The 24,839-nt window shown below is 58.7% G+C and carries 20 protein-coding genes, 3 pseudogenes and 1 riboswitch; of the genes and pseudogenes, 14 read left to right on the top strand and 9 right to left on the bottom strand.

Annotated elements, in window-relative coordinates; genetic code table 11:
• Positions 1–335 precede the first annotated feature (335 nt).
• The 7 genes and pseudogenes from NKI95_RS23425 to NKI95_RS23395 form a co-directional block, all read right to left on the bottom strand.
• Positions 336–1,058 carry a LuxR family transcriptional regulator gene (locus NKI95_RS23425; RefSeq protein WP_352549318.1) on the bottom strand — a complete coding sequence of 241 codons (723 nt, stop codon included), beginning with the start codon at positions 1,056–1,058 and terminating at the stop codon, positions 336–338.
• A gap of 131 nt (positions 1,059–1,189) precedes the next feature.
• Positions 1,190–1,557: pseudogene (locus NKI95_RS23420) on the bottom strand (transposase); the annotation flags it as partial.
• 139 nt (positions 1,558–1,696) lie between these two features.
• Positions 1,697–2,785, bottom strand: a complete 1,089-nt coding sequence (locus NKI95_RS23415; protein WP_352693109.1) for a hypothetical protein — start codon at positions 2,783–2,785, stop codon at positions 1,697–1,699.
• 180 nt (positions 2,786–2,965) lie between these two features.
• A complete protein-coding gene (locus NKI95_RS23410; RefSeq protein WP_352719563.1) occupies positions 2,966–4,330 on the bottom strand; it encodes a hypothetical protein in 1,365 nt (454 codons plus the stop codon).
• Positions 4,331–4,339: 9 nt separating this feature from the next.
• Positions 4,340–7,894, bottom strand: coding sequence for a S8 family serine peptidase (locus NKI95_RS23405; RefSeq protein ID WP_352719562.1), 3,555 nt, complete (start codon positions 7,892–7,894; stop codon positions 4,340–4,342).
• A 203-nt stretch (positions 7,895–8,097) separates the two neighbouring features.
• Positions 8,098–8,604, bottom strand: a complete 507-nt coding sequence (locus NKI95_RS23400; RefSeq protein ID WP_352549327.1) for a lysozyme family protein — start codon at positions 8,602–8,604, stop codon at positions 8,098–8,100.
• Entirely contained in the window at positions 8,561–9,256 is a 696-nt protein-coding gene (locus NKI95_RS23395) for an acyl-homoserine-lactone synthase (protein ID WP_352549329.1), read from the bottom strand. The genes NKI95_RS23400 and NKI95_RS23395 overlap by 44 nt, the downstream gene beginning before the upstream one ends.
• 393 nt (positions 9,257–9,649) lie before the next feature.
• Between NKI95_RS23395 and NKI95_RS23390 the strand changes: the two genes are divergently transcribed.
• The 11 genes and pseudogenes from NKI95_RS23390 (at position 9,650) to NKI95_RS23340 (ending at position 18,737) form a co-directional block, all read left to right on the top strand.
• Positions 9,650–10,216 (top strand): hypothetical protein, encoded by a 567-nt coding sequence (locus NKI95_RS23390; RefSeq protein ID WP_352549331.1) that lies wholly within the window; start codon positions 9,650–9,652, stop codon positions 10,214–10,216.
• Positions 10,217–10,245: 29 nt separating this feature from the next.
• Positions 10,246–10,413, top strand: coding sequence for a phosphatase PAP2 family protein (locus NKI95_RS23385; protein WP_352719598.1), 168 nt, complete (start codon positions 10,246–10,248; stop codon positions 10,411–10,413).
• Positions 10,414–10,582: 169 nt separating this feature from the next.
• Positions 10,583–10,793 (top strand): annotated as a pseudogene (locus NKI95_RS34485) (IS1 family transposase); the annotation flags it as partial.
• Between the two features lie 31 nt (positions 10,794–10,824).
• On the top strand, positions 10,825–11,118 hold the full coding sequence (locus NKI95_RS23375; RefSeq protein WP_352549333.1) for a hypothetical protein: 294 nt from the start codon (positions 10,825–10,827) through the stop codon (positions 11,116–11,118).
• Between the two features lie 355 nt (positions 11,119–11,473).
• On the top strand, positions 11,474–11,782 hold the full coding sequence (locus tag NKI95_RS23370; protein ID WP_352719597.1) for a M10 family metallopeptidase C-terminal domain-containing protein: 309 nt from the start codon (positions 11,474–11,476) through the stop codon (positions 11,780–11,782).
• Between the two features lie 662 nt (positions 11,783–12,444).
• The gene (gene tnpB, locus NKI95_RS23365) at positions 12,445–12,798 is read left to right on the top strand and encodes an IS66 family insertion sequence element accessory protein TnpB (protein ID WP_352719561.1); all 354 of its coding nucleotides are present in this window, start codon (positions 12,445–12,447) and stop codon (positions 12,796–12,798) included.
• Between the two features lie 69 nt (positions 12,799–12,867).
• Positions 12,868–13,263: pseudogene (locus NKI95_RS23360) on the top strand (transposase domain-containing protein); the annotation flags it as partial.
• Positions 13,221–14,033 (top strand): IS66 family transposase, encoded by an 813-nt coding sequence (locus tag NKI95_RS23355; protein ID WP_352719596.1) that lies wholly within the window; start codon positions 13,221–13,223, stop codon positions 14,031–14,033. The pseudogene NKI95_RS23360 and the gene NKI95_RS23355, both read left to right, overlap by 43 nt.
• A 1,034-nt stretch (positions 14,034–15,067) precedes the next feature.
• The gene (gene glyA / locus NKI95_RS23350; protein ID WP_352693120.1) at positions 15,068–16,405 is read left to right on the top strand and encodes a serine hydroxymethyltransferase; all 1,338 of its coding nucleotides are present in this window, start codon (positions 15,068–15,070) and stop codon (positions 16,403–16,405) included.
• A 54-nt stretch (positions 16,406–16,459) separates the two neighbouring features.
• Positions 16,460–17,635 (top strand): methionine adenosyltransferase, encoded by a 1,176-nt coding sequence (metK, locus tag NKI95_RS23345; RefSeq protein ID WP_352693122.1) that lies wholly within the window; start codon positions 16,460–16,462, stop codon positions 17,633–17,635.
• Positions 17,636–17,744: 109 nt separating this feature from the next.
• Entirely contained in the window at positions 17,745–18,737 is a 993-nt protein-coding gene (locus NKI95_RS23340; protein ID WP_352719560.1) for an adenosine kinase, read from the top strand.
• 32 nt (positions 18,738–18,769) lie between these two features.
• Here the strand turns inward: NKI95_RS23340 and NKI95_RS23335 are convergent, their stop codons facing one another.
• Complete coding sequence (locus tag NKI95_RS23335) at positions 18,770–19,432, bottom strand: transposase (protein ID WP_352542143.1); 663 nt, start codon at positions 19,430–19,432, stop codon at positions 18,770–18,772.
• Between the two features lie 289 nt (positions 19,433–19,721).
• Here NKI95_RS23335 and NKI95_RS23330 point away from each other — a divergent pair, with 289 nt between their 5' ends.
• A complete protein-coding gene (locus NKI95_RS23330) occupies positions 19,722–19,973 on the top strand; it encodes an MFS transporter (protein WP_352458261.1) in 252 nt (83 codons plus the stop codon).
• A gap of 62 nt (positions 19,974–20,035) precedes the next feature.
• A complete protein-coding gene (locus NKI95_RS23325) occupies positions 20,036–20,869 on the top strand; it encodes a helix-turn-helix transcriptional regulator (RefSeq protein WP_352515945.1) in 834 nt (277 codons plus the stop codon).
• A 317-nt stretch (positions 20,870–21,186) separates the two neighbouring features.
• On the opposite strand, the gene NKI95_RS23320 is transcribed toward NKI95_RS23325, so the two are convergent.
• Complete coding sequence (locus NKI95_RS23320) at positions 21,187–21,441, bottom strand: hypothetical protein (protein ID WP_352468275.1); 255 nt, start codon at positions 21,439–21,441, stop codon at positions 21,187–21,189.
• Between the two features lie 556 nt (positions 21,442–21,997).
• Positions 21,998–22,198, top strand: a riboswitch (cobalamin riboswitch).
• A 95-nt stretch (positions 22,199–22,293) separates the two neighbouring features.
• Between NKI95_RS23320 and metE the strand changes: the two genes are divergently transcribed.
• The gene (gene metE / locus NKI95_RS23315) at positions 22,294–24,639 is read left to right on the top strand and encodes a 5-methyltetrahydropteroyltriglutamate--homocysteine S-methyltransferase (RefSeq protein WP_352719558.1); all 2,346 of its coding nucleotides are present in this window, start codon (positions 22,294–22,296) and stop codon (positions 24,637–24,639) included.
• Positions 24,640–24,839 lie beyond the last annotated feature (200 nt).

Here is a 24,839-nt window from a genome sequence, read left to right as displayed (position 1 = left end):
GCATCCCGTTATTTTATTGTCGATACGAGAACTGTCCTTCGCATCTTTGACATAGTGGGCGATGACTCTCGCCTGTCCGTTCCTGCTGCCGCGTCGTGAGAATGCCGGCAACCAGCCCCTTGGTTCCGAGGGCAGGATTGAGAAAGATTCTCGCTGCGTCTGAGCAGGCGGCGAAACAGCGATTCGACGGGGGACGAAAGACGTAGCATAGAGATGCTTGTTCAGCGCATTGACGATATGGGCTTCTATCATGGCGCGATCCCCCGATCGTTCTCGGAGGGATAGTCGCAGTCGCGCTAATATACGTCACCTGTCCGATCGGACAGTTGACGCGCTCAGGGATGGATCAAACGTCGCCGCACCGCCTCAACGACAGCTTGCGTTGTGGTGCCGACGCCAAACGCTTCCCGAGCCCTTGTGGCGTGCCATTTGACGGTGCGCTCGGCGAGGCCAAGTATCTGGGATGTTTCCGAAGAAGTCTTGCCGGCTGCGGCCCACAAAAGCACCTCCCTTTCCCGATCGGTCAGAAGACCTTCGTCGCCTTCATCGTCGTTCGACAAAGCCTGGATCGACATGCCCGCGTATACCGCCATGGTCACCAGTTGCACCTGATGGCGCGGCGACAGGGTGCAGGACTTCGCGGAAGACGCAAACGAGAGCACGGATTGCCAGTGATGAACGCTGAGCATCGGCACGGCGAAGCCGCTCGAGATGCCAAACTCCGTCGCCTCGCCGGCAACGCGACGTGAGCCCTCCGTATCTGACCACTTTGCCGGGACTTCGGCCCAAAGAAATGGCTTCAGCGTTTTTGCTGAATAAATGCAGACGCCGTCGACAGACGCATGCTCGGCTTCGATATAGCGTTCGAACCAGCCGGCCGGCCAGCCATTCAGTTCCACCATCGGCGCAAGTTTCTGCCCGCCAAGGGGGACGCCGCTCAGGATGAGATGTTCGAAGCCGAGCTTTCGCACGGTCTCAAGCAAATCGGCCAGCAGCGGCCCCGTTGCCGTGTGTTTCCTGCAGCGTTCGATAAAGTCGAACACGTCTGAATCGAGCATGCCAGAGACTCCCGCCTCTATGCCACGATGGAAGTGTAACCTAATTTAGAAGCGCCGAATATACTATTATGACGTGCACCGTTTTGTCAGCATCAAAGAGAATTGAACTGCGTCCATTGATGAAATTGTTCAAATTGTCGTGGCTGCCGTGGGGAGCGAATAGCTTGGATGGCTCGCAGGATCGACACGTCCCACTCACCGCATGTCTCCGCCACCAGCGTTTGCGGCCAGACCTCACAGTTTCGGAGGATCGCGTCCTGCAGCATCTCCTTGTCCAATGACAGGTCGGCGACCAGCTTCCTCAGCTTGCCGTTCTCGTCCTCAACTGCTTCAGCCGCTTCATCTCCGTCGGCAGCAGTCCGTCGTATTTCTTTTTCCAGTTAATGTACGTCGCCTAGCTGATTCCCGCCCGCCGACAGATCTCGGCAACAGGAATCCCGTCCGCTCCCTGCTTCAGAATAAACGCCTTCTGCGCGTCCGAAAACTTCGATGCCTTCATCGTTTTCCGCTCCTCCCAGCCAAGGGACATTACCGCAGAAAACTCCACTTTCGAACGGTCCAGTTTTCAGGAGTCACAGCAGACGAAGAAAAGCAACTGATATGCTGATACAAGGATCTATCTTTTTGGCAGCAGCAATCTACTCGTGATCTGCGGCCTTCGCGCGCGCCTCTGTTCTGTCGAGGGTGTCCGGCACAAGCCGTTCTGAGAACCCGGCAAGGAATGACCAGACAAGAAGTTTCGCGAGATCGGCAGTTGGGCCTAGAATTGTTAGTCCGCTTGGATCCATTATTTTGCTATGTGTGGAAGAAGGAGAAACTCCACTCTCAGATGCTTGCCATACAACATGCTCTCCAACGGAGATGTTTCCCAAATCTGGAAAGGCGGCACCGCCGATAATGCCACTTCGTAGGAGAAAATAGAAGATGAATGCGCCAATCATGCCGTACAGGAGACGCACGTATAGCATCCGTGGCTGATATTCAGTCATGACGTCCTCAAACCCAAATGTCTGGATATTCATCTGGAACCTCATAACTCTACTAAAGTATGCACCGAGGATTCCAAACGCGGAAACCATGCCAAGACCGAAAATCGGGCTAGAGGAGAATAGCCTGTGTCCTTTCGCGATATCGCCTAGCGCCATGGGGTTACCGTCGGATTGCAACGAGAAGATTAGGAAATAGAGAAGCAATGGCAATACCGATATAGCCATTACGCACAGCCCGAAAAAGAAAAGGCGCGATGCCGTCTCGCCTCGAAGCCTTCTGTTAAATCGATGGTTGATAAACCATCTCTGGAGATCGTCAAGAAGCGCGATATAAGCTGCTCGCTTACGTTGCAATGCAGTATCGTTTTCATCTGACCCATCGAATATCCTTGCATTATTCTCGTGTTGAGCCAGAGTTGCTAACTTACGCGATCTCGCCAACTGAATCAGAATCAAGAATTCCGTCGTTAGTTGCGGCTCAGCAAGCACCAAACCAATCGTCTGTTCGGCGGCGTTCAGCTTGTACCATTCCTCCGCACCCGACTTCCAAACCAGAGGGTCGGGAAAAAGTTCGTCTATTGCGACCTGTGCTGCGGGATCTGCCACGTTGGATCGCGTGGCCTTCCAGATCGTCTGAAGCGATAGCCATTCGTGGGCGAGAATTTCGTTCTTCTCCTCTGGAGCGCTGCCCAAAAGCTTGTGTTTGATGCCACGTAAGGACTGAAAGTTAATAGACATTCGACCACCCCTTGCCTTGAACAAACCGGGTAATATCTCGTTGCCCGCACCTCGGCGACTGCCTCTGCCTGGCTAGTTCCGCCAGCGATCCGGCATAAGCCGTTCGCCCGTCGCAGCATCGGCAAATCAAATTCCCAGTGAGGCAATTCCGTCCTTCGCCGATAACGGTCATGCCGACCGCTAAATCGAGATATCAAAGTAGAGGCCAGTGCTGGCGATGCCTGGAATTGGCCGCGCCGGCGTTTCGTCGATACGCACCACACCGACTTTTGCCATGGCTTTGAGCGCCTCTAACAAGGCCGGGAGCGGCATGTTGCCCCAATTTTTGTCCAGGGCCATCTGATGGTTGACCGGAACTGCCGCTACAAGCAGGTTCTTCATTAGGTCGAGGCCTTTGTCGCGCAGAGTGGCGTTGTGGCTGCCGTGATGGCCGACCTTATAAAAGATTGTGCGCGCCAGCAGATCCGGGCCTGTAACCCGTTTCCCGTCCACGTTCCATGAGAGGTCCTGCCACGACAGCCAATTGCCCACTTGGGCGTCCGCGACGAACAGAAGCACTTCCCGATCGGCAACGAACTCGATGGCCAGCACCAAGCTTGTGTTGTTCGTGGCGCTGTCGAGCGCCAGCGCCAGTTCCGAAGCGCCGTCTAGCCAGGCTGTGTCGACCATGCGCCACGCCGGTGCGTCCTCGCCCCGCCCCCAATAGCGCCGACGAAAGAAGTCCATGCCCCTGGCACTGGCAAACGGGATGGGGCGCAGGCCGTCGAAAGGCGAATTGCGGTCCTCGGCGGAGAGGGCGCTCGCCACGTCAGCGGCCGGCAGATGCGCAGAAACGCCATAGGTCTCGGGGTTTCTGGTCGACGGCAGGGTGCGACGGATCTGCTTGGCATCGGTGGGTGGGCCAAGGATGTAGAACCGAACGTCAGGATCGGAAAGATGAACTGGATCGTCAGCTGGGCGGCAATAGCGCACATCGGCCTTCGCCATAGCTATTTTCAGGGCATCCTCGGTCGAATGGCCTCCCGCAGGCCCAAAAAAGCCCACCAACGCATCGATCTCGGCCGCTTGGTCGGCGTCTCCTGCCATGGTCATGGCCGATCCGGCCAGTCTGAGGGCGCTGATGGCCCTCTTGCGCTCATCCCGGAGCTCGTTGGCGAGGCGGTCATTGGGATCTTCTGTCCATGCCACCCAGACCTTATCGACGTTCAGTTTGGCAAAAGAGTCTTCTGCCTGGATAAAGCCGGACAGATGGTCCCAGTGCTGGTGTGTCGCCACTAGCAGATCAATGTGGGAATCGGTCTCCTCAAGCACATTGTCCATCACTTGCGTCATGATCTCGCCAGCCTTTTTGGTGCCGAGTATCACCCCGCAATCAATGAGAATCCGGTAGGGGTCGCCATGCTGCCTCGCCAGCGTCACGAGGAAGCAGTCTCCGAGACCCTGCCGATACATGCGAATTTTGCCCCGCGCAGCCGTCGGCGATCCGGCCGCATCGGCCCCCTTGGGCGGGGCGGCACTGAGCTCTGTGGTCGATTTCCGTGCCATGTCGCGCCCCTAGCTCATGCCGTGAAGGAAGGCGAACGGCTCCCTGCCCGCCGGTGGCCCACCGAAATAGCAAGCCCGCAGGTTCTCGTTCATGCGGCTGCGATAGTCGCGTTGGGTTGCGATCCGGCCGGCGCCCATGAGTTTCTTGGTAACAACGTAGCGGACCGTGGTGGACTTGAGGTCGATAAGGAGCGTGCAGCCTCCGCGATAGCTGGTGCCATCGCGAATGGCTGGGCGCCAGGTCTGAGTGATCTCGACGACAAGATCGGTCTGGCTCTGTCCGTCTGGTCCGACACGGCGTGCCGGTCGTACCGAATGCACCTCGATGCCCCCGATGGTGCCGTCAATTGAGATGCCGTCAGCAAGCGGAATGGTTTTGGGACTGGTCTCTCGAACGAAACCGAGCGCCGTCAGTTGTTCATCCGAGACGTGCTCGCGGGAAACAAGCCAAGCGTGAAAGATCGCTGCGTTATGTTGCGACGCTTCGTAGGCTTTCTCGCGGTCACCGTCCAAGTTCCAGGTGAGTTCCATCTTGCCGAGCACGCTCGCAAGATTGTCAAGGCCCAGCACTGGAGGGTCCCATACCAAGTTGGCGGGGGATAAATGGCGAACGCCAGGTGGCAGAATCCCCCGGTCGCGGAAAGCAGCTGCGAAGGCCGTGCGGTATCCGCGCGGGTCGTCGGGTACCAGGTCGCGGTCGGCGGTTATGAGCGCCCTTAGGTAATCGCCGAAGGTGATGTCTACCGGCGGGCAATAATCGAGCGCCCGGATACACATAGCTAAAACCTGCCCGGCAACCTTGCTAGCCTCGTCGGCCATCCGGTCGGCAAGATCGACCGGAATTTCGCCAGGCGGCAGGATACCGGTGCCACTAGTAGCGAGGCGAACTAGGTCGGCTGTGCGTCCCTGATAGATGGAGAGAAAAGCGGCAAAAACTGCCGAAACCAGCACCGAACCGAGCGCGTGCGGCTCCTTGCTTGGATCATAGTCGCTGCGCATGACCTTGGCGGGATTCCATTTGCCGTGCTTATCAGTTCTGCCAATTGCATCGCGCAGCGCCCCATAATTGCCATTCATGGCCTGGCCGAACTCTACAGCGAGCTGACTCAGCAGACTTTCCTGCGACAGGTCGCCAGCGGTCTTTCGAATTTGATGCTTCAGGGCCTCCGGCAAGTTGAAATGCTGGAACAGCGCGACGATGTCGGCGAACGCCTCATGAAAGGCCAGGACATCCGGATTGGTCGGCTCGCGAAACCGCCGGTGCAGACCATCGAGCAGGGCGTGAGTGGTTTCGTGTGCGATAACATCATGCGACAGTGCTGCGAAGTAGACCCCGTGTGGCAAGCCAAGGCCGGCGCTGTCGCCGGCGGCGGTAAAATAGCCAAGCAGCAGCGCCTTACGATCTGGACTATAGAATGCGTTCGCGGCGCGGATGGCATGCGGATAAATCCGTAGTCGCTGGATGTAGCTGTCCTTCATGCCCCTTATTTCGCCCGGTTGCGGCGCCCATAGGGCAGATCGACCCAGCGCCCGCTCGAAACGCTCGATGGTCCGCATGGCGACTGCGTACGTCATCTGCTGGTGAAATTGTGGATCGCCCTCGGAGGGCGTCAGCCCGTCCTGCATCAAAAGGTAAGGGTGGTTGAGGTCAACCGGCGCATACGCGCAGCGGCTCGCCGGATCGACATCGACCACTTCGATATATTCGCCCACCGGCCCCGGCAGCAGGTCTCTCTCCCATCGTACATCGATTACTGCGCGATTGATCGCTGCGGTGCCCATATCGGTGGCGAGCGACGGATCGACGGCAAAGACTTGCAACCGACGGCGATTTGGCGGCCGGACCACGGGCGCCATCGCCGTATCGAGCCGTTTCCTCGCGATCGCATCGCCGGCCGGCGTTGGGGACGTGACTGGAGCAACGAGGGATACCGGCACTGACGTCCTGCCGCCATTCTTCAGTGCCGTGCAAAGTGCCCTGGAGACACCCGGCTGCGCCATCAACGCGTCGGCAATGTTCAACTTGTCCCTCGGCGTCAGCGAACGCGGATCCACGGCGGGATCAGGGAGTAGGACCTCGACAGCGGCGGACTGCGAGAGTTGAAGAGCCTCGAGTTCCAGCATCCGGCGGCCCTGTGGGGGCACGGCGCCGAAATCGCCGCCGGTGAGAACGTCCAAGAACGGGAAATTGGCACTGTCGGACGGCGCCTTGACCAGGTCGGCAGGCCTCGGCGGTGCGATTCCCAATGCCGCAAAGGCCTTGAGTTCGCCGCGTCCCAGCCTAGCGGCATCCGGGCTGCCGGCAGCGGAACGAAACAAGGCCTGCCGTACCGCTTCTGCGCGCATCCAGTCTTGGCCATAGGCCGCCAGCTTGGCTGCATTCAACTGTATCCAAAGGGCAGCGGCCGCAGCAATTTGCGGCGTGGCCGAAGAGGTGCCGTTCCCATCGAAATCTATGATTTCCGGACAGCCACGTCGGGCCCAGGTGGTATTTGGCGTGCAGGCGGCGAGGGCCGTTCTCATCTTGGATGGCGGTCCGTAATTGCCAGCCATCAGATTTAGCGCCAGGTCGGCGTAGGCCCGGTGGTCCGCCATCACCCCGCAGGCGGCGACGACGCGGCCAAAGCGGGCCGGATAGACAATGTTGCGCGTAGGCAAGTTGGCGTAGTTGTTGCCGGCGGCGGTGACGATGAATACGCCTTGCTCATACAGGGCATTGACCGCCTCGGCCCAAGCCTGGGAGGCGAGCCCGCCCATGCTCATAGTGACGACGTGGACGAAAGTGGCTGGATTGACCGAAAGGCCGTGGACGTAATCCAACGCTTGTGCGATGGCGCTATTGTAGAATAGCAGCACACTGTTGGCGACGCGGATCGGCACTACCTCAACCTCCGGTGCGCCGCCGAGGACAAAGAACGCACCGAATCCCTTGCCCGCGAGCAAGCCAAGTGTGCCGGTGCCGTGGCCTGGATTGGCGAGGCCCCCGCTTGTGCCACGTTCGGTAGCATCATCGGACAGGTCTGAGTCGACGAAGTTGTGTTGGAGGGCAAGGTTCATATGTGCGGGGAGAGAATGATGACCAGGGTCGTAGCCTGTATCGAGGTGCGCGACACGTACCCGGCCGGCAGCTGCCGGGCCCGCTTTCGCGATGGCCTCATCGAACTGCGAAAACGCCCGCTTCCGCAACCAAAAGCTGTCGGCATTAGTCGGGTAGGACGTGTCCTGCTTGGCCGCGTTACTGCAGCCTCTAGCTAGCGCGAGGCCCATGGCCTTTTCGTCCCCGGCTAACCAACGCTGCTGCAAATCCGGTTCCGCGAATTCTATGCCGCCAGCCAGACGGAACTCATCCGAGAGTAACTGATGGCAGGCGTCCCAAGGATTGTCGCCGCTATCGTCCGAAGACAGAACGTGCCATGCGACGCCTGCGGCCATTCCTTGGCCTGTTTGAGATCCAATGCTGCGAAATAGCGGCACAGCCTGATATTTCCGCTGCGCTTGGGTCAGTGTCTGTCCGGTAAGGGTGGAGTTCGCCTTAACCAACAGTCGCAGCATTGCCAGCTCCATTCTTTCGGGATGTCTCAATCGCGATCCACAAGTTGGTACGGTCCTGACAGCGGCCGAATTGCAGTTGTTAGACTTCGCTCCTAGCTCGACGCGACGAAGTCCTTCCCCGCGTCGTTCCGGACCCGCTCCTGCGCTATTCGTATTTCCTTGGGCAGTATAAGAAGCCGCGGCACGGAAGCGCCCGCGCCGCCGACCGTCGTCACCTAACCGCGGAAGGTATCGCTTAGACCGCGTGTGAGTTTATTCTGTACTCTCGCTGCCGCTTCGCCCTTAGTCACGGCACCATCCTTGTTGCTGTCCAGACCGTTGTTCTGCTGGTACTGGACCGTCGGCACCCTGAACATCACAAAAGCTTCGGCCTTGCCAACGGCTGCCGGCCAGAGGATCGCCATGTACACGTCGGATAGAGTCTTGAGCCTGCCTCTTTGCGGCTTAAAATACTGCGCCACATAGTCGAGTTGGCCGACTTCGGTCATTGCTGCAAGTTTGCCGGTAGTTGTGCCCAACCCCTTTGCCGTGCTTGGCATGAACTGGATCAACCCTGTCGCGCCGCTCACCTTGTTTACAGTGTTCGAGCGAAAGCGTTCGCCTGTCTCGAAGGCCATACACGCCATCAAAAAGCTCGCGTCACAGCCCAACTCATCACAGATCGTGATCACCTTGTCCTTAAATGCGGCGCTGACTTTCTTTCCGAAGGCTATCTCGGTCATGTTCTCTCCTCCCCATTTCGGCCTTCCCAACAAAGGGCAGCTGCGTTCCTCTCCGCACGAGAAGTGAGTGATTGATCCCGAGGATCTTTCGGACACTGGCCAGTGCCGCCTCATTCACTTCGATATACGCGACGATGTACCACTCGCCGTTTTCTTCCCTTGCCATGCCCATGGGCTCGACCCGCCATTTCAGGGCGCCATGGTGCGGCATGAAGTAGGTTTCCTGGATGCCGCCCACAGCGCTGACCCCTTCGTCGAGAGCGTATTCCATCACCGCGCAGCAGAGCTGTGTCAGCGTGCCCCGCAGTCCGGCAGAGCGCCTGTCAGGAACAACGAAAGTGCGTGTCCACTCGGCCCAATCCGGGCGCCTCGGGACCCCTGAGTTCTCGCACATGTGGGGAAAGACTTCCGACACCATATGCGGTTCGCTGGTCGGGATCAGCCGCGCCGACGTTACCACCCGGTCGTCGTCGATACCCAGGAGATACGTCGCAGCATCGGTATCGAACTGGTCTAGTTCGCGACCATCCGGGCTTGGCGGCCGCCACCGCTTCTGGTGCACAAAAAAATCGTGCCGACGGCGCAGAAATTCGTCGAACTCATTTTCATAGAGATGTCTGTTCTGCGCATTGACGACATGAGCCGTAATCATGGCGCGATCCCCTGACCTTCTCGGGGATAGTTGCAGCCGTCCTAAAGTACGTCACCTGTCCGATCGGACAGTTGACGCGTTTTAGGGATGGATCAAACGTCGCCGCACCGCCTCAACGACAGCTTGCGTTGTGGTGCCGACGGCCAGACGTTTTGCCCGCGACAAAGAGGATTTCGCGGAGTTCATTGCCGAAATTTCTTAGGCAGCGGTAGGAAATGGCAAAAGGTCTGATCTTGCTGTTGAACAGATTTAAAACAAAAGATGGGTGCTGAGACCATCCATACACGGCAGTATTACTCGCAATACTCAAGACATCACTCTTATGGCGACATATGCCTCACTATGTAGCAATTTTTATCCCATTGGATATATCGGGCATTTAGGAGGTAATTCGTGGCGGAGCAACCATCAAATGAATCGAGAATGCAGGCCCGACTGAACGCACTATTGGCAGGTCCTGGGGTGGGGTTGGCCATACTGTATGCAGCCGCGATAGGAGCTTATTTTCTATTTAAAGACCTTCAAACGCGCGACCTGTCTCAGACGAGTTCGCAGATTTTTGCGCTCGGTAGTCTGGCCGTTGTCCTGATTTTGCTTTTTGTGGGCGTTCGAATTGTCAACTCATCTTCAGCCACACAAAAGGACGTCATTCCGGACAAAGACCGAAAGCTCCTGGAAGCGCTTATATCCGATTCAAACGAGAAGGCGATTGATCAATACGTGCGCTTGAGCAGTTTGACGGGAGGAACCGGGCTCGCCACCAAACTGGGACTCACGGGATTGCCGTTGCTAACAGTCGCGCTGACGCTAATTTTCTGCAGTCTTGAGCTCTACAAGCCCGGCACAGGTTTTATGGACCTGACCAAACTGACTTTGGGTGCTTTTATTGGGTCGTTTGTCCAAAGAGTTGCGACCTCACAATCGGCCGGTTCGGCAGGTCGGGTGCCGCCCGTTGCGTAAGAAATATTAGGGAAAGCGGGGTGGCCAAGATGTACTTGCTAGCCGTTGCCATTATACTTACCGGTGTAATTGGCGCAAGCAGGGCGTATCTTGGTGTTCATTGGCCGAGTGATGTGCTGGCTGGATGGGCAGCTGGAGCCTTTTGGGTTACCGTTTGTTGGATTTTGAAGATCCTGGTCCGAGGTTCGGAAGAATGACGGCAGGGACGGTCAAGATCTGCAGTTCATCCAGTGGCCGGGCTTTCTGAAGGCCGCGCAATCGACGCCTCAGTTCCATTCGCGGTTCGACAGGACGAGATTTCTCATACGGAGGTTGCTTTGATCCCGTATGTGTTAAATACCGGTTCAGCCTAGGGTATGTCCGCCGAAAGTAGAGGCTCACGCCAACGCAGTTGCCTGCGGTTCATGTACTATAATTTCATCCGCTTGCTTCACTGCGGATGACCCCGGCGATGGCTGCCGGCGTGACCGGCAAGCTTTGGGAAATCGGGGATATCGTCGCGCTGATCGAGGCGAAGGAAGCTGAGAAGCCAACGGCACGCGGTGCGTACGAGAAAGACCATAGGCATGCAACCTGAAACCGAATTGCTTAGCCGACTAGGACTATGTTTGACCATCATGGTTGTTGTCGTTTCTGTATGCGCGACCATTATTGGAGGAATCGCCTTTTGGAAGACTGAGAAGGGAGGCGCTAAGACGTTTAGCCTACTTGTTCAAAGAGCGTCTGCTATTCAGATGGCGACTGTTGTACTCATCATATTGGGCGCCTGTTCACTTCGCATGTTGAACCTAATTTCATCCGAAGCAGTCGTCTCCATCCTTAGCGGGGTTGCCGGATATGTCCTCGGCGGCGTGTCGCGTTCATCGGCGAAGAATGATGTAGCCGACGAAAATTCAAACTGACCACTACCAGGCTTTGCAGTTCTTGTGCTGGGCTCACTGCCGGTCCTGTGACGGTTTCCTTGGGGACCTGCTGTACAGGTAGCTGCTGGTCGTCACGACACACAGCGATGCTGCGACACGGGGTGGTCCATTTATGCGATACCCTTGTGGAGGTCCGGTTTTCGAGCTTACGGAATGCGCGCCTGCAACAGTCTGGCCAGGGTTCCCGTGTCAAAGCTTGCCGTTACGGCATAGTCTCCCTCGATCACCAGGGGGCGTCCCAGCGGGACAACACGAAAATGCAGCTGAACCAGCCGCAGCAGCCAGAGCGGATTCATCTCGATGATGATCGTGTCGATACCACGAGCCAGACCCCATTCGACGATTCCTGGGCGGCAACGGCAATGACACGCTGAATGGCGGCAGGAGCGCAGATGTACTGACCGGCGGGCAAGACGCCGACAGGTTTCTGTTCACAGCGATAACGGACAGCAGCCCGGGCACTGCGGACGTCATCACCGACTTCGTGCGCGACGTGGATATCTTCGACTTCTCAGCCATCGACGCGAACTCGAAGGCAAGGGCGATCAAGCCTTTGCCTTTGCGGGTCATAACTCCAGCACCCTCGCCGACAGCGTGTCGTGGTTTGAAAGCGGTCTTAACACGATTGTTCAAGCCGACGTGAATGGCGATACGACGGCGGACTTCACGATCGTCCGATCGTCCTGGCCGGTGTCAATCATAATTTGGCCGCGTCAGATTTCCTTCTCTAAAGAATATTCAGCGGCCGAGCCGGTGGCCCAAAGACGGTACGCGCTTTGCCTTGGTCGAAAGAAACTTGCGAGCTGGCGGGCCCATATTGCCCCCCACCCGCCTGCCGACAAACTCCCGCGGGGGCACTACCGGCGACCAGACGCTGCTGGCGGCAATCGTAAGCGCTACGCCGCTCCCCTCGTGCGGGGCATGAGGTGAATGTGCGAAGAATCCCCCCGATCGCGAGAGACGTAGGGCCCACATGGGAGTAGACGGCAAAATGGACGTCGATTTGGACGTCCCAACAGCTGGCTACGCAGGCCGGCTCGAGGTTCTGGACGGTCCAACGGGACGGCGGGTTCGCTCGGAGGCCGAGAGAGCCCGGATTGCGGCCGAGAGCCTGGCGGCGTCGCCTTCGTCAGGGACAACTGGCACTGCCAGAAAGCGTGGCGCCGATGTTCGCGCAGTTGATGGTGAGAGGCCATCGAAATCGACGCCAGCGAAGGTGGAAATCGTGATCGACGACATGGTGATCCGAACGGCGGTTGACCTCTAGCAGCTGTCGCAGGTGATCCGAGCGGTTCGGGCCTCGCGATGATTGCACCGGGTGCCGATCTGAAGATCTACGTGGCGACCCGGCCGGTTGACTGCCGGCGCGGCATGGACGGATTGGCATTGGCTGTGCAGGAGATGCTAGGCCTCGACCCATACTGTGGGGCAGCCTTCGTCTTCCGCGCCAAAAGGGCTGACAGGATCAAGATTTTGGTGTGGGATCGCATCGGCCTTGTGCTCGTTCACAAACGGCTCGAGGGCTCGAAGTTCGTCTGGCCGGAGGTTCGCGACGGCGTGATGCGCATGTCGCCGGCGATGTTCGCTGCCATGTTCGAAGGGCTGGATTGGAGACTGGTTCGCCCCGAGCGGGCACGGCGTCCGCAGCTTGCCGGATGAGTGTGGCACAGTGACTCAGGTGCCTTGTCTCCAATGGCGTTATCGGAGATCATGTGGTTGATTTAGTGCATGAATCTGACGGTTCTCCAGGAAGAGAACGAGCGTTTGAAGGCGCTCCTCGCCGAGGCGCAGGCAGCTTTGGCAGAGTCCGAGGAGGCGCGCCGCCGCCTGGAGAGCGTCGTCAGCCAGCTCAACCACGAGAAGTTCGGCGCCAAGTCCGAGAAGCTGCATCCCGATCAATACCACCTGCCGCTCGAAGACGTGGAGATCGCGCAGGGCGTGCTCGATGCCGCGCAGGAAAAGGCGCAGCGGGTCATCCGGGGGCGTTCGGACGGCTCGTCCGGTTCGCGCCGCCGCAATCGTGGCCGCTTACCTGCCCATCTGCCGCGGGTGAAGCGGATCATCGAGCCCGAGAGCACGCTGTGCCCGTGCGGCTGCGGCGAGATGGCCAGGATCGGCGAAGATGTCAGCGAGCGGCTCGACGCAATCCCGGCGCAACTGCGCGTTGGGTCACGCGCCGCCCGAGATACGCTTGCCGGCGCTGCTCGGGCGCCGTACGCGCAGGCGCATGCGCCCGAGCATGTGGTGCCCGGCGGCCTTCCGACCGAGGCGCTGATCGCCCAGGTCATTGTCGCCAAGTTCGGCGATCACTTGCCGTTCTACGGCAGGCCGAGATCTACGCCCGCCAGGGCATCCAACTGGATCGCGCGACACTGGGCAATTGGGCTGGCCGGGCCCGCTTCCATCTCAAGCCCATCGCCGACCACATGCGCGGGCTTCTGGCTGCGGCCGAGCGCCTGTTCCTGGACGAGACCACCGCGCCGGTGCTCGATCCCGGACGCGGCAAGGTCAAGAAGGGCTTCTTCTGGGCAATCGCCTCCGATGACCGCGGCCATGGTGGCCAAGGCCCGCCCATCGTGCTGTTCCACTATGCGCCCGGGCGCGGCGGCGAGCATGCCGAACGCTTCCTTCAAGGCTTCGGCGGACAATTCCTGCAGGTTGACGCCTATGAGGGCTATGATCGGCTGACACGCCTGGAGCGGCCACAAGGGCCGTGGCTGCTCGTCCATTGCTGGAGCCACCTGCGCCGACGTTTTCCGCAATCCCATATGCCGGCGTCCCAGGTCAAAATCTATCGCTGTGCCGCCAGCGACCAACCCGCCTGGGCGTGGCACGGCGGCGGGCGTAGTGGGCGCGCCATATCAGCCTTCAAGTTCCCCTGCTTCGCCGCCTAACAAGGCAGCGCACATCCTCCCCGTGTCCCAATTCAGCCGTTGCAACAAAATCTTTTCAAACTCACCAAACGTAAAAAAAACCGCCTCGGTTATACCGAGACTGTTGCGTACTATGACAGACGTGGTTGCGGGCACTGGATTTGAACCTGTGATTTTCAGGTTATGAGACCACGACTACTTGGCCAGGAAGAAGATCGGGTTGAAAGGGAACCTTCCTGTCATCTTTGCATCACCGTCAGTCTGCTCGAGATTGACCGCTCCAAACCGGGAGCACGAGCGGGCTGGGCAAACGTCGCAACAGATCCTTCAAGGAAATTTATAGACTCTTAGCAACTCCGGTTCGCTGTGAATGGTAGGCTTATTGCAACGTCTGAGGTCAGTGGGGTCCAAACCGTGGCGCCGCTTATTCTCCGACCCGCCGAACTGCGTGCAATTTCCGCTAAAGGCAATGGAAAGAAGAGCGCCATCTTGTTTGTTCGACACAGCCATATCGGCTCAAAACAGTATCTTCACGGCCACCGAGATTGTCCGGTCGGTGGACAATCAACCATATAATTCGGTTCGAAAGCCGCAACATCTGTGGAGAACGCGAAATGACAAATTCAGTAGGACGAGTGCCCAGGCTTTCCAAGTGGCTTGGTCCTGACCAATGCTGACACTGGTCAGTCGCCTTCGGACGGCAGCGCATCTAGATCGCCTTCGAATCCTAGGCCTTTGCGCGCATGCGGACCTAACTGTCTGCCAGCTAGCGGAGATTCTGGGTCTGCGTCGTGAGCACGTTGTACGACACGTCCGGCTGCTGGCCAGAGCCGACTTTCTTTACTGCAACGAACAACGTCCGTGGTGCTCGTACCATCTCAAAGCAGGAGGTAAGGACGGCGGGCTGGTTCAACTGTTGGTTGATCTCCTGCCCCACGGCGATGGCTATCACAAACGAGACCTTCAACGGCTCGAAGCCACACAAGACGCGCCGTCGAAGGGGATCGCATGCTTGACCGTGAAATAGATCAGTCCAATTGGAGCGCGAAACCACCATGGACAACTCCGCCGACGGCGCCATCGCGCCGCGCGACACTTACGGACGGTCTCGATTGGCCGCGGTTGATTGCCGCGTTCACGAACTGCTTCTGAGACAGGAGCGGCAGGAGCGGACGACCCTTAAGCTCATCGCCTCAGAGAACTTTGCGTCCTCGGCCGTGCTGGAAGCGAACGGCTCGATTTTCACGAACAAGTACGCCGAGGGGTACCCCGGTGCGCGCTACTACGCTGGAAATGAGATCGTTGATGAGCTTGAGAATCTAGCCATTGAGCGCTTGAAAACACTATTTGGCAGCGAGCATGCCAACGTCCAGCCTTATTCCGGCTCGCCGGCCAACCAGGCTGTCTATCGTGCGCTTTTGAGCCCCGGTGACAAAGTGATGGGCTTGCCCCTCCCGGAAGGGGGCCATCTGACTCATGGTTGGGCCATCAACTTTTCCGGAACTGACTATCAACGCGTCCCCTATGGACTAGATGAAAAGACACAGCAGATTGACTATGACCGCTTGCGCGAGACAGCCAAGCGGGAACGGCCGCGGCTCATTTGGGTCGGCGGAACTGCTTACCCGCGTGTCTTTGACTACGCGGCAATGGCAGAAATCGCCCTGGAAGCGAACTCCTATCTCGTAGCCGACATTGCGCACATCAGCGGACTGATTGCCGCGGGAGCGCACCCGAATCCCGTGCGCCATTGCGACGTGGTCAGCAGCACCTCCCACAAATCGATCCGCGGTCCCCGCGGTGGTTTCATTTTGTCCAGGAACGAAGATCGCTATCAGGCCCTGTATCATACAAAGAGCAAATACAATCTCTCCAGACGAATAGACCGGGCGGTCTTTCCTCACCTGCAAGGCGGGCCTCATATGAATGCCATCGCTGCGCTAGCAGTTGCCTTGCACGAAGCCGCGAACCCGTCCTTCCGAAGCTACGGCCAACAGACCGTCAAGAATGCCAAGGCTCTTGCACAGGCACTGATCGAGCGAGGGTATGACCTGGTTACCGGGGGGACGGACAATCACATGCTGATCCTTGATCTGCGCGATCGACCACTATCGGGCAAGGCCTATGCCGAGCGGCTAGCAAAGGCAGGCATCATCACAAACTTTAATATGGTGCCTGGCGACCCGCGGGATCCGGCGGTCACAAGCGGAATTCGCCTGGGGTCGCCAGCAGTGACGTCAATGGGCATGCGCGATGTGGAAATGGTGCAAATTGCTGGCTTCATTGACTGCGTCCTCCGGCGGCCTGATGACGAAGATCTCCATGCCTGCGTGCGAAGAGACGTTGCCGATTTGTGCGCTGCGTTCGAGGTCCCGGGCATCACCAACAGGTAAGGTGGGCTAAGCAAAATGCACCATACAACTCCAACACCCGAAACGAGGCATTTCATGGCTAGGCAGTTCGTGTTCTCTTCCGAATCGGTTGGCGCGGGACACCCGGATAAGTTGGCCGACAACATCTCGGATGCCATCCTCGACGCCATCCTCCGCACCGATCCCAAGGCACGCGTCGCCTGTGAAGCGTTGGTAAAATCGGGGATAGTCGTTGTGGCTGGCGAGATTACCAGCGATGCGCGGGTGGATTATAGCCAAGTTGCGCGCGATACGATTATCGATATTGGATACGACGATGAGGCCGTCGGCTTTGACGGCCGGCGTTGCTCCGTCGTTCATGCACTCACCGAGCAGTCGCCCGACATTAGCCAGGGCGTTGACGAGGGACGAGGGCAGGACCTCCAGCAGGGAGCGGGAGATCAGGGCCTCATGTTCGGCTACGCATGCCGCGAAACCGATACCCTGATGCCTTTGCCGATCCAGCTCGCGCATCGCTTGACGAAACGACAGGCAGATGTCCGGAAAGCACGACAGCTTGGCTGGTTGCGTCCTGATATGAAATCCCAAGTCTCAGTGCGCTATGAGGGGTTGCGCCCGGTCGCCCTTGATACCATCGTCGTATCGACCCAACATGACGAGCAGGTCTCGCAAGAGACGGTCCGCGAGGGCGTCATTGAGGAAATCATAAAGCCTGTCCTGCCGACCCACCTGGAGACGGAAGGCATCAGAATTCTGGTCAACCCGACGGGGAGGTTCGTAGTCGGCGGGCCGCGCGGCGACTGCGGTCTCACTGGACGCAAGATCATCGTCGATTCCTATGGTGGGATGGGTCGTCACGGCGGCGGCGCCTTTTCGGGCAAGGACCCGTCCAAGGTTGACCGCTCAGCTGCCTATGCGGCCCGGTATGTCGCAAAGAATATCGTCGCTAGCGGACTTGCGGACGTCTGCGAGGTGCAGCTTGCTTACGCAATCGGCGTGGCCAGTCCGGTTTCTGTCATGGTCAACACGTTCGGAACAGCGAGGGTCGAGGAAAGAAGGATCGAGCGCCTCATTCTTGAGTTGTTCGATCTCAGACCGAAGGGCATTATCAAGATGCTTGATCTCTTACGCCCTATATACCGCAAGACCGCGACCTATGGCCATTTCGGCCGTGAAGAGCCTGATTTCACCTGGGAGAAGACAGACAGGGCCGACGAATTGCGTCGCGAGGCAGGACTCGCCGCCCCGTGAAGGCCGACGCCGAACGGATTGGCAAGCGCAAAGCCCATTCCCACTGGCCAGACCCGCCCGCGCCCGGCGTGGCAGAAAGCCGGTGGGTTTTTGGCGGAGACATGAATTGATGCCGGACTATGACGTGCTTTGTATCGGAAATGCCATCGTCGACATCATCGCCCAGTGTGACGAGGCGTTCCTGGAGACCAACGGCATCATCAAAGGCGCGATGAATTTGATCGACACGAGGCGCGCCGAACTGCTCTACAGCCGCATGGGCCCGGCCATCGAAGCCTCGGGCGGCAGCGCCGGCAACACGGCGGCGGGCGTCGCCTCCTTCGGCGGCCGCGCCGCTTTCTTCGGCAAGGTCTCCAACGACGCGCTCGGCGAAATCTACGCGCATGACATCCATGCCCAGGGCGTCGCCTTCGACACCAGGCCGCTTAACGGCGAACCGCCGACAGCGCGCTCTATGATCTTCGTCACGCCGGACGGCGAGCGCTCGATGAACACCTATCTCGGCGCCTGCGTCGAGCTCGGCCCGGAGGACGTCGAGGCCGACAAGGCGTCGGGCGCGGCCGTCACCTATTTCGAGGGCTATCTGTGGGACCCGCCGCGCGCCAAGGAGGCGATCCGGCAGACGGCTAAGCTCGCCCATGCCGCCGGGCGCGAAGTGTCGATGACATTGTCGGACTCGTTCTGCGTCGACCGCTACCGCGACGAGTTCCTCGATCTGATGCGCTCCGGCACCGTCGACATCGTCTTTGCCAACAGCCACGAGATCAAGTCGCTCTACCAGACCGCGTCATTCGACGAAGCGCTGGCGCGGATCCGCAAGGACTGCAAGATCGCAGCCGTCACCCGCTCGGAAAAGGGCTCGGTGATCGTGCGCGGCGACGAGACCGTGACCATCAATGCGACCAGGATCCGCGAGCTGGTCGACACCACCGGCGCCGGCGACCTCTACGCCGCCGGCTTCCTCTACGGCTACACGCAAGGCCGCAGCCTGAAGCAGTGCGGCGATCTCGGCTCGCTGGCAGCCGGCCTGGTCATTCAGCAGATCGGCCCAAGGCCACGCCAGAATTTGCGCAGAGACGCCGAGCAGGCGGGGCTGCTGTAGGTGGCGAGCCAAGAACCAGCTGCCCACCCTCCTTAATCCAGCCCGAGCCTTTTCTTCAGTTCCGCATTCTCCTTCCGGAGACGATCGGCAAGCAGGCTCTTTAGCCGCTTGTTTTCTTCCTCGAGCGCGACGAGATCCTTCAGCCCGTCACTGTCCGCCGCAGGCGCCGCCGCCTTCTTCCAAAGATAATATGTCTGTTCCGAGATGCCGGCTTGCTTCACCGCGCTCTTGAGAGTAGCGCCGCCGCCGATCGAGGTCTCGATCTGCGCCAGCTTTTGGGCACGATCCTTCGCGGAGTAGCTCTTTCGGCCCGTTCGCGCTGACGGCGGTGCTTCAGTGGTCGCGGATATCGGCTTGGCAGGCGCGCTCGCCTCAGCTTCTGGCTTCCTCGACCGCCGCGCTCTCGTCTTCGGTTTTGGCGTTTCCGTTTTGTCTGCCGGTTCGCTATGAACTACTGCTGACTCGGTCTCCAGGGGATTGGCCATGAAATGCTCCACTCGCGGTTTGTGCAAAGGTTCAGCATCAAGGGCCACTACAGTAGAGTCAACAAGCTGACGATTTAACGGCTCGACTTCCTTTGTTGTCTCGGCCATCGCCGCGGCGATGTCGAAATTGCCCCAGATGGAACGTGCGGATTTTTGATAATTGCGCTTTTGTTTGATTTCCACGGTGAATGGTCGCGTCTGCCGCCTCATAGTTCCTTCCTGAATAGGAGAATGAAGTCGCCGCTCGAATTTTTTGGCGCTTCCTGCTTAGCGCGGAGCATTATCGTATAGCCGCTCAACGGACAAGTGATGCCGGTCTTCGATGGCTGACCATCTGGGGAGATTTGAGCGGCTTCGCACGTCCTGCGCATGCCTGTAAGGCCGCCAAGTTTTCTGGGTTAGCAGGCGCGCACTGTGGCAGCTTGGCTTGTACGGCGAGGCCATAGTTGAGTGAGGCGAAACAAATCCAGCCCCGCGGTCAATCCCGAGGCTTCCCACAATGGCGAAGAGAACATCTTCACTCGTTCCTTTTGAGCACAAGACCTTCCGTTCGCTATGGTCGGCTGCACTCATTTCGAACCTTGGCACCCTAGTGGAAGGTGCGGCGGCAGCTTGGCTGATGACGAGCATCGCAGCAGTAATTTTTGATCGCCCATTCGTGCTGTGTACCAGCCCTGTGTCTTGCGCAAGTGGTCACGAACGGCTGCCGGAGCCTCGAAGACGCCCTAAAAACACATGTTGCGATTTTTGAACACGCTTGACGTGTTAGATTAATTCATCCACGATGCGTGTGTTGAACACGCGAGGTGAGTTATGAACATGAAAGAGCTTAGGGTTCGACTGGGCATGACTCAAAAAGATTTGGCAGAGCAGATGGCAACGACGCAACAGACTGTGGCCCGTTGGGAAACAGGCAAAACGCAGTTGAACGTCGAGCAGATCAAGGACCTTTGTCTCACGTTGAAATGCACGGTCGAGGAGCTGCTGGGCTGGAAGATTGATGTCGAGGAGTGGCGCACGAGCCCGTTTGCAATTGCCGATGCCGAAACGCGATACGGCACGCTCAGAATCAAGACGACTGTTGGCAGCCGCCAATATCCTATCGATGAAAAGGCGCGTGAATCGATTTTACGTCAGTTGAAGGAACTTCATAATCTGCGCAGAAATAACACAAGCAGGCCATGGCTGTATTGTTGGAGCCTTGACAACAAAATACTCTTGATAAATCCGCAATATGTCCGCACCATTGAGCTTATCGGTGACGATGTAGAGGAGATGCCAGAGTATTATCATCCAGAAATCTATCGGGCTTTGGATGACTGGGATAAGGGTGAGGTTTCAGGAAAGCTGAAGAAAGAATGCGATGCCATCATCGCAGAGATGGGTGATCAGGAAGCCGTGCGCATGGCCTCCTATGTTCGCGTCACATATGACGACGGAGAAGATGAGTGGAACTTCTTGGATGAAGAAACCGCTACGACTTTCTTCGGATTGGAAGCTGCGACCTTTGACGTTCCCCAGTGTAGTTTCGCCGAAGTGGAGGAAGAAGGCTACTACCGAGCGCGATACGCCAACCTTGATCGCGTCGCGGTGATGGAGGTTCCAAGCGACCGTTATCACAGATTGACCGCGCCCGAGGAAGCTTAGAACCATCCACGAAGGGCGCATGTTACATCTCGACCTTGCGTGGTGCGTTTTCAGTACGAGATGACGTTAAGCGTAGGTAGTGGCAGGTAAGAGTGCTCGACCAGAAGCTCAACTGCCTCCTCAATATCGCTGCCGATGTGCCGCAGGACACGTCCACGGGAGCGTGGATAGGCGTGAAGTTCCTGCACTCCACGGTCCGCTCTCCCATCGCCGGTGTGTGCCCGACGCCATCTTGTGGACGAGCTTGGCCGCCTGCACCCGGTTGTATTCCGGCTTGCGGTCCGCCTGGGCGGTCCGCCGCGATGGCTATCTCCATGTCAATCGGCGCCGAACTTTGACTGCCCGCTGCTTTTGATGAATTTGGCGAGGTCCCGCGCATAATCACTCTTGGTCTTCTCCTTGAGGCCCTGTGTCGCGAACTTGTGGTCCAGCAGGGCAAACAGGTCCAAGTCCCCTTCCGCCTGTGGCGCTGGCTTGCCCTCACCGCCCTCGGCTTCCCAATTGGGGACCGCTTCTGCGCGCTGCACCGTGGCGATTGTCCGCCCAAGACGCATCACAAGATCGAACGCCAAACCGTGCGCGTGCACGACGATTTGCCGCTCAGGCCTCATTTGGACAGGACTTGAGCTAGCCCGGTGGTTTGAGCCGGGTTACCTTGAGCCGGTGGGCTGCGAACAAGCAGTTCGAGACATTGGCCTCGATCACTTCGCAACACGCCGCTGCGCCTGGCCTCGGTGTGCCCCCCCCCGAAATCGTTGTGTCATATCACCGAGGGCATCACGGCCAACAGCTTCCACATGGGCAACAGCCTCGCCATTGAGCCGAATATGGTCGCGAGCAGATCACCAACGAAGCGGTCGGAACCTCGGAGCCGAAGTTCGACGCCGAGGTGGTTCGCGTGATGCGCTAAGCAGCACCACGGCGCTTGCCGGTATGTTTGCTGCCGGCAGCCGACGAACTCCTATCCTCCTGGACAAGGGCGCCGTGCGTCATTGCTTTGATTTACCGGCCGCTCAAGGCTTCCACAGTTTTCGCTTTCGAGGCGACCTTTGGAACATGCCAACGGAAATTTAACATAACGACATAAACATTTCTTTATGCGGCGTTGACAATGAAGCGAACTGCTGTAATTGTCTCCCGCGTCGTGGTTCTCCGTACGGCGCTGCCGCAGCGGAGCTAAGAGGGAAGCCGGTGCGATGCCGGCGCTGCCCCCGCAACTGTTAGCGGCGAGCCAACCCCACTCATGTCACTGAGGCGAATAGCCTTGGGAAGACGGGTAGAGGCTATGACCCCGCGAGCCAGGAGACCTGCCACGGCGAATTACGTCCACGGGCGGGGTGTCTCGGTGGCCGCTGCAGCCTAGCGTTCGTGCCGGCCTGCTAGCGCCTTCCTTGTCACCGACGCCCCAACCATCGGGGTCTGGCATGACTATCTCTCAGCAAATTCCTGTAGCAACGCTCGGCGTGCCCCGCTTCGGTCGTCGGCGAGAACTGAAATTCGCGCTTGAAAGCTACTGGTCCGGAAAATCGTCCGCTGCCGACCTTCTCACGACCGCGAAGGCGCTCCGTGCCGCTAGCTGGGAGGAGCAGCACGATCGCGGCGTGTCGAAAATCCCGTCGAACGACTTCTCGCTCTACGACCATGTGCTCGACACCGCAGCCATGGTCGGCGCCGTTCCATCCCGTTACGGCTGGAATAGCGGCGAGGTTCCACTTGACATCTACTTCGCAATGGCGCGGGGCAACCAGGGTCAGACGGAGGATTGTCGACACGCTGGTCACCAGCAGGCGGCTCATCGGTCTGATGTAACCGCGATGGAAATGACCAAGTGGTTTGACACCAACTATCACTACATTGTGCCGGAACTCAACGATGATCAGACGTTCGCCCTCTCGTCGACGAAACCGGTCGATTACTTCATCGAGGCTAAAGCTCTCGGCGTTCACACACGCCCAGTCATCCTTGGACCGATCACCTTCCTCAAGCTGGCGAAATCGCCTGCCGAAGGATTCGATCCCATCGCGCTCCTGCCGCGGCTGCTGCCCGTCTACGAGCAACTCCTGCAGAGGCTGAAGCTGTCTGGAGCCGACTGGGTGCAGATCGATGAGCCAGCGCTTGTCCTCGATCTGAACCCGAACGAACGAGCTGCGTTCGAATTCGCCTATGGCCAGCTGTCGAAAGCCGCGCCCGAGCTGAAGATCATGCTGGCTACCTATTTCGGGCCGCTGGGAGACAATCTCGAAACCGCGGTTTCTCTGCCCCTGGCCGGGCTGCATATTGATCTCGTGCGCGCTCCCGAGCAGCTGGAAACGGTGGGTCGGCTCGCACCGAAGGATCTGGTGCTCTCGCTTGGCTTGATCGATGGCCGCAACGTCTGGCGTGCGAACCTGCCCGCCATTCTCGACCGCATCAAACCGATCGTCGCCGGCTGGCCCTTGGACCGCGTCGAGATCGCGCCTTCTTGCTCGATGCTGCATGTGCCGATCGACCTCCGCATGGAGACGGAACTCGACGCGGACATCAGGTCGTGGCTCGCCTTCGCGGCCCAGAAGACCGACGAGTTGGTGTTGCTTGCCCGGGCCCTGTCCCAAGGCAGGGATGCGGTGGCAGGCGCGTTGAAAGCGTCTGCCGAGGCTGCCGCCACTCGCGTGACATCCACGAAGATCCATGACCCGCTGGTTGAGGGGCGGATCGCCAGCATTGACGACAGCATGAAGCGACGAGAGAGCGCTTTTGCCGAGCGCTCCAGAGTCCAGGCCGGCACGCTCGGGCTGCCGCCGTTCCCGACGACGACCATCGGGTCCTTCCCGCAGACGCCGCAGGTACGCAGGGCGCGGGCCGCTCATGCGAAGGGCCAGCTGAGCTATGTCGACTACGAGACCTACCTGAAGAAGGAGATCGAGGCTGCAATTCGGTGGCAGGAAGAGATCGGGCTGGACGTGCTGGTGCACGGTGAGTTCGAACGAAACGACATGGTACAGCATTTCGGCGAGCAGCTGTCCGGCTTCGCCTTCACCCAGCATGCCTGGGTGCAGAGCTATGGGTCGCGTTACGTGCGTCCCCCCATCATCTTCGGCGACGTATCGAGGCCCAATCCGATGACGCTGCGCTGGTGGCAGTTCGCCCAGTCGCTTACGGAAAACCCTGTGAAGGGAATGCTCACAGGCCCAGTGACCATTCTCAACTGGTCATTTGTTCGCGACGACGTACCCCGCTCCGAAGCATGCCGCCAGATCGCGCTCGCGATCCGCGACGAAGTGACGGATCTCGAATGGTCCGGCGCAAGGATGATCCAGATCGATGAGGCCGCGTTTCGCGAAGGATTGCCACTGCGCCAGTCTGATTGGAACGACTATCTCGACTGGGCTGTCGAATGCTTCCGGATCGCTTCAACGGGTGTAAAGGACGCGACTCAAATCCATACCCACATGTGCTATTCGGAGTTCAACGAGATCATCGACGCGATCGCTGAAATGGATGCGGATGTCATTTCGATTGAGACGTCGCGCTCGAAAATGGAACTGCTGGACGCCTTCACGAGCTCCAAATATCCGAATGAAATCGGGCCCGGAGTCTACGACATTCACTCACCACGCGTCCCGGAAGTCGGCGAGATTTCGGATCTCGTCATGCTTGCCCGCGAGCGACTGTCCGATGCCCAACTGTGGGTAAACCCGGACTGTGGCCTCAAAACCCGCAAGTGGGAGGAGGTCCGCCCTGCCCTCATGAACATGGTTGCTGCAGCACGCGCGCTCCGGGAGAAAGTGTAGGCCGGAAGGTTTCCTGGTTGCTCACCATGTGGTGAGTTAGCGGCTGCCGCATGTGGGCCGTGAATGTGCCAAAACGCGATCACATCCTTTGAAATAAGTCACTCGAGCGAGAAAGTGCACTTTCCTTCGGCACGTGTACTAATCGCGCAGGAATAAAGGGAACCGTTTTCTCCCTGTGACGTGTCGAGGTCGAAGGGGAT

The organism is Mesorhizobium sp. M0306 (assembly GCF_040321655.1).
Classification (GTDB): domain Bacteria; phylum Pseudomonadota; class Alphaproteobacteria; order Rhizobiales; family Rhizobiaceae; genus Mesorhizobium.
This window is presented reverse-complemented; position numbering and strand designations above follow the sequence as displayed.

Bases quoted from the DNA above. Each gene is read 5' to 3' on its own strand.
- NKI95_RS23425 (WP_352549318.1), bottom strand. From the start codon at position 1,058: ATGCTCGATTCAGACGTGTTCGACTTTATCGAACGCTGCAGGAAACAC.
- NKI95_RS23415 (WP_352693109.1), bottom strand. From the start codon at position 2,785: ATGTCTATTAACTTTCAGTCCTTACGTGGCATCAAACACAAGCTTTTG.
- NKI95_RS23410 (WP_352719563.1), bottom strand. From the start codon at position 4,330: ATGGCACGGAAATCGACCACAGAGCTCAGTGCCGCCCCGCCCAAGGGG.
- NKI95_RS23405 (WP_352719562.1), bottom strand. From the start codon at position 7,894: ATGGAGCTGGCAATGCTGCGACTGTTGGTTAAGGCGAACTCCACCCTT.
- NKI95_RS23400 (WP_352549327.1), bottom strand. From the start codon at position 8,604: ATGACCGAGATAGCCTTCGGAAAGAAAGTCAGCGCCGCATTTAAGGAC.
- NKI95_RS23395 (WP_352549329.1), bottom strand. From the start codon at position 9,256: ATGATTACGGCTCATGTCGTCAATGCGCAGAACAGACATCTCTATGAA.
- NKI95_RS23385 (WP_352719598.1), top strand. From the start codon at position 10,246: ATGTACTTGCTAGCCGTTGCCATTATACTTACCGGTGTAATTGGCGCA.
- tnpB (WP_352719561.1), top strand. From the start codon at position 12,445: ATGATTGCACCGGGTGCCGATCTGAAGATCTACGTGGCGACCCGGCCG.
- glyA (WP_352693120.1), top strand. From the start codon at position 15,068: ATGGACAACTCCGCCGACGGCGCCATCGCGCCGCGCGACACTTACGGA.
- metK (WP_352693122.1), top strand. From the start codon at position 16,460: ATGGCTAGGCAGTTCGTGTTCTCTTCCGAATCGGTTGGCGCGGGACAC.
- NKI95_RS23340 (WP_352719560.1), top strand. From the start codon at position 17,745: ATGCCGGACTATGACGTGCTTTGTATCGGAAATGCCATCGTCGACATC.
- NKI95_RS23335 (WP_352542143.1), bottom strand. From the start codon at position 19,432: ATGAGGCGGCAGACGCGACCATTCACCGTGGAAATCAAACAAAAGCGC.
- NKI95_RS23330 (WP_352458261.1), top strand. From the start codon at position 19,722: ATGGCGAAGAGAACATCTTCACTCGTTCCTTTTGAGCACAAGACCTTC.
- NKI95_RS23325 (WP_352515945.1), top strand. From the start codon at position 20,036: ATGAACATGAAAGAGCTTAGGGTTCGACTGGGCATGACTCAAAAAGAT.
- metE (WP_352719558.1), top strand. From the start codon at position 22,294: ATGACTATCTCTCAGCAAATTCCTGTAGCAACGCTCGGCGTGCCCCGC.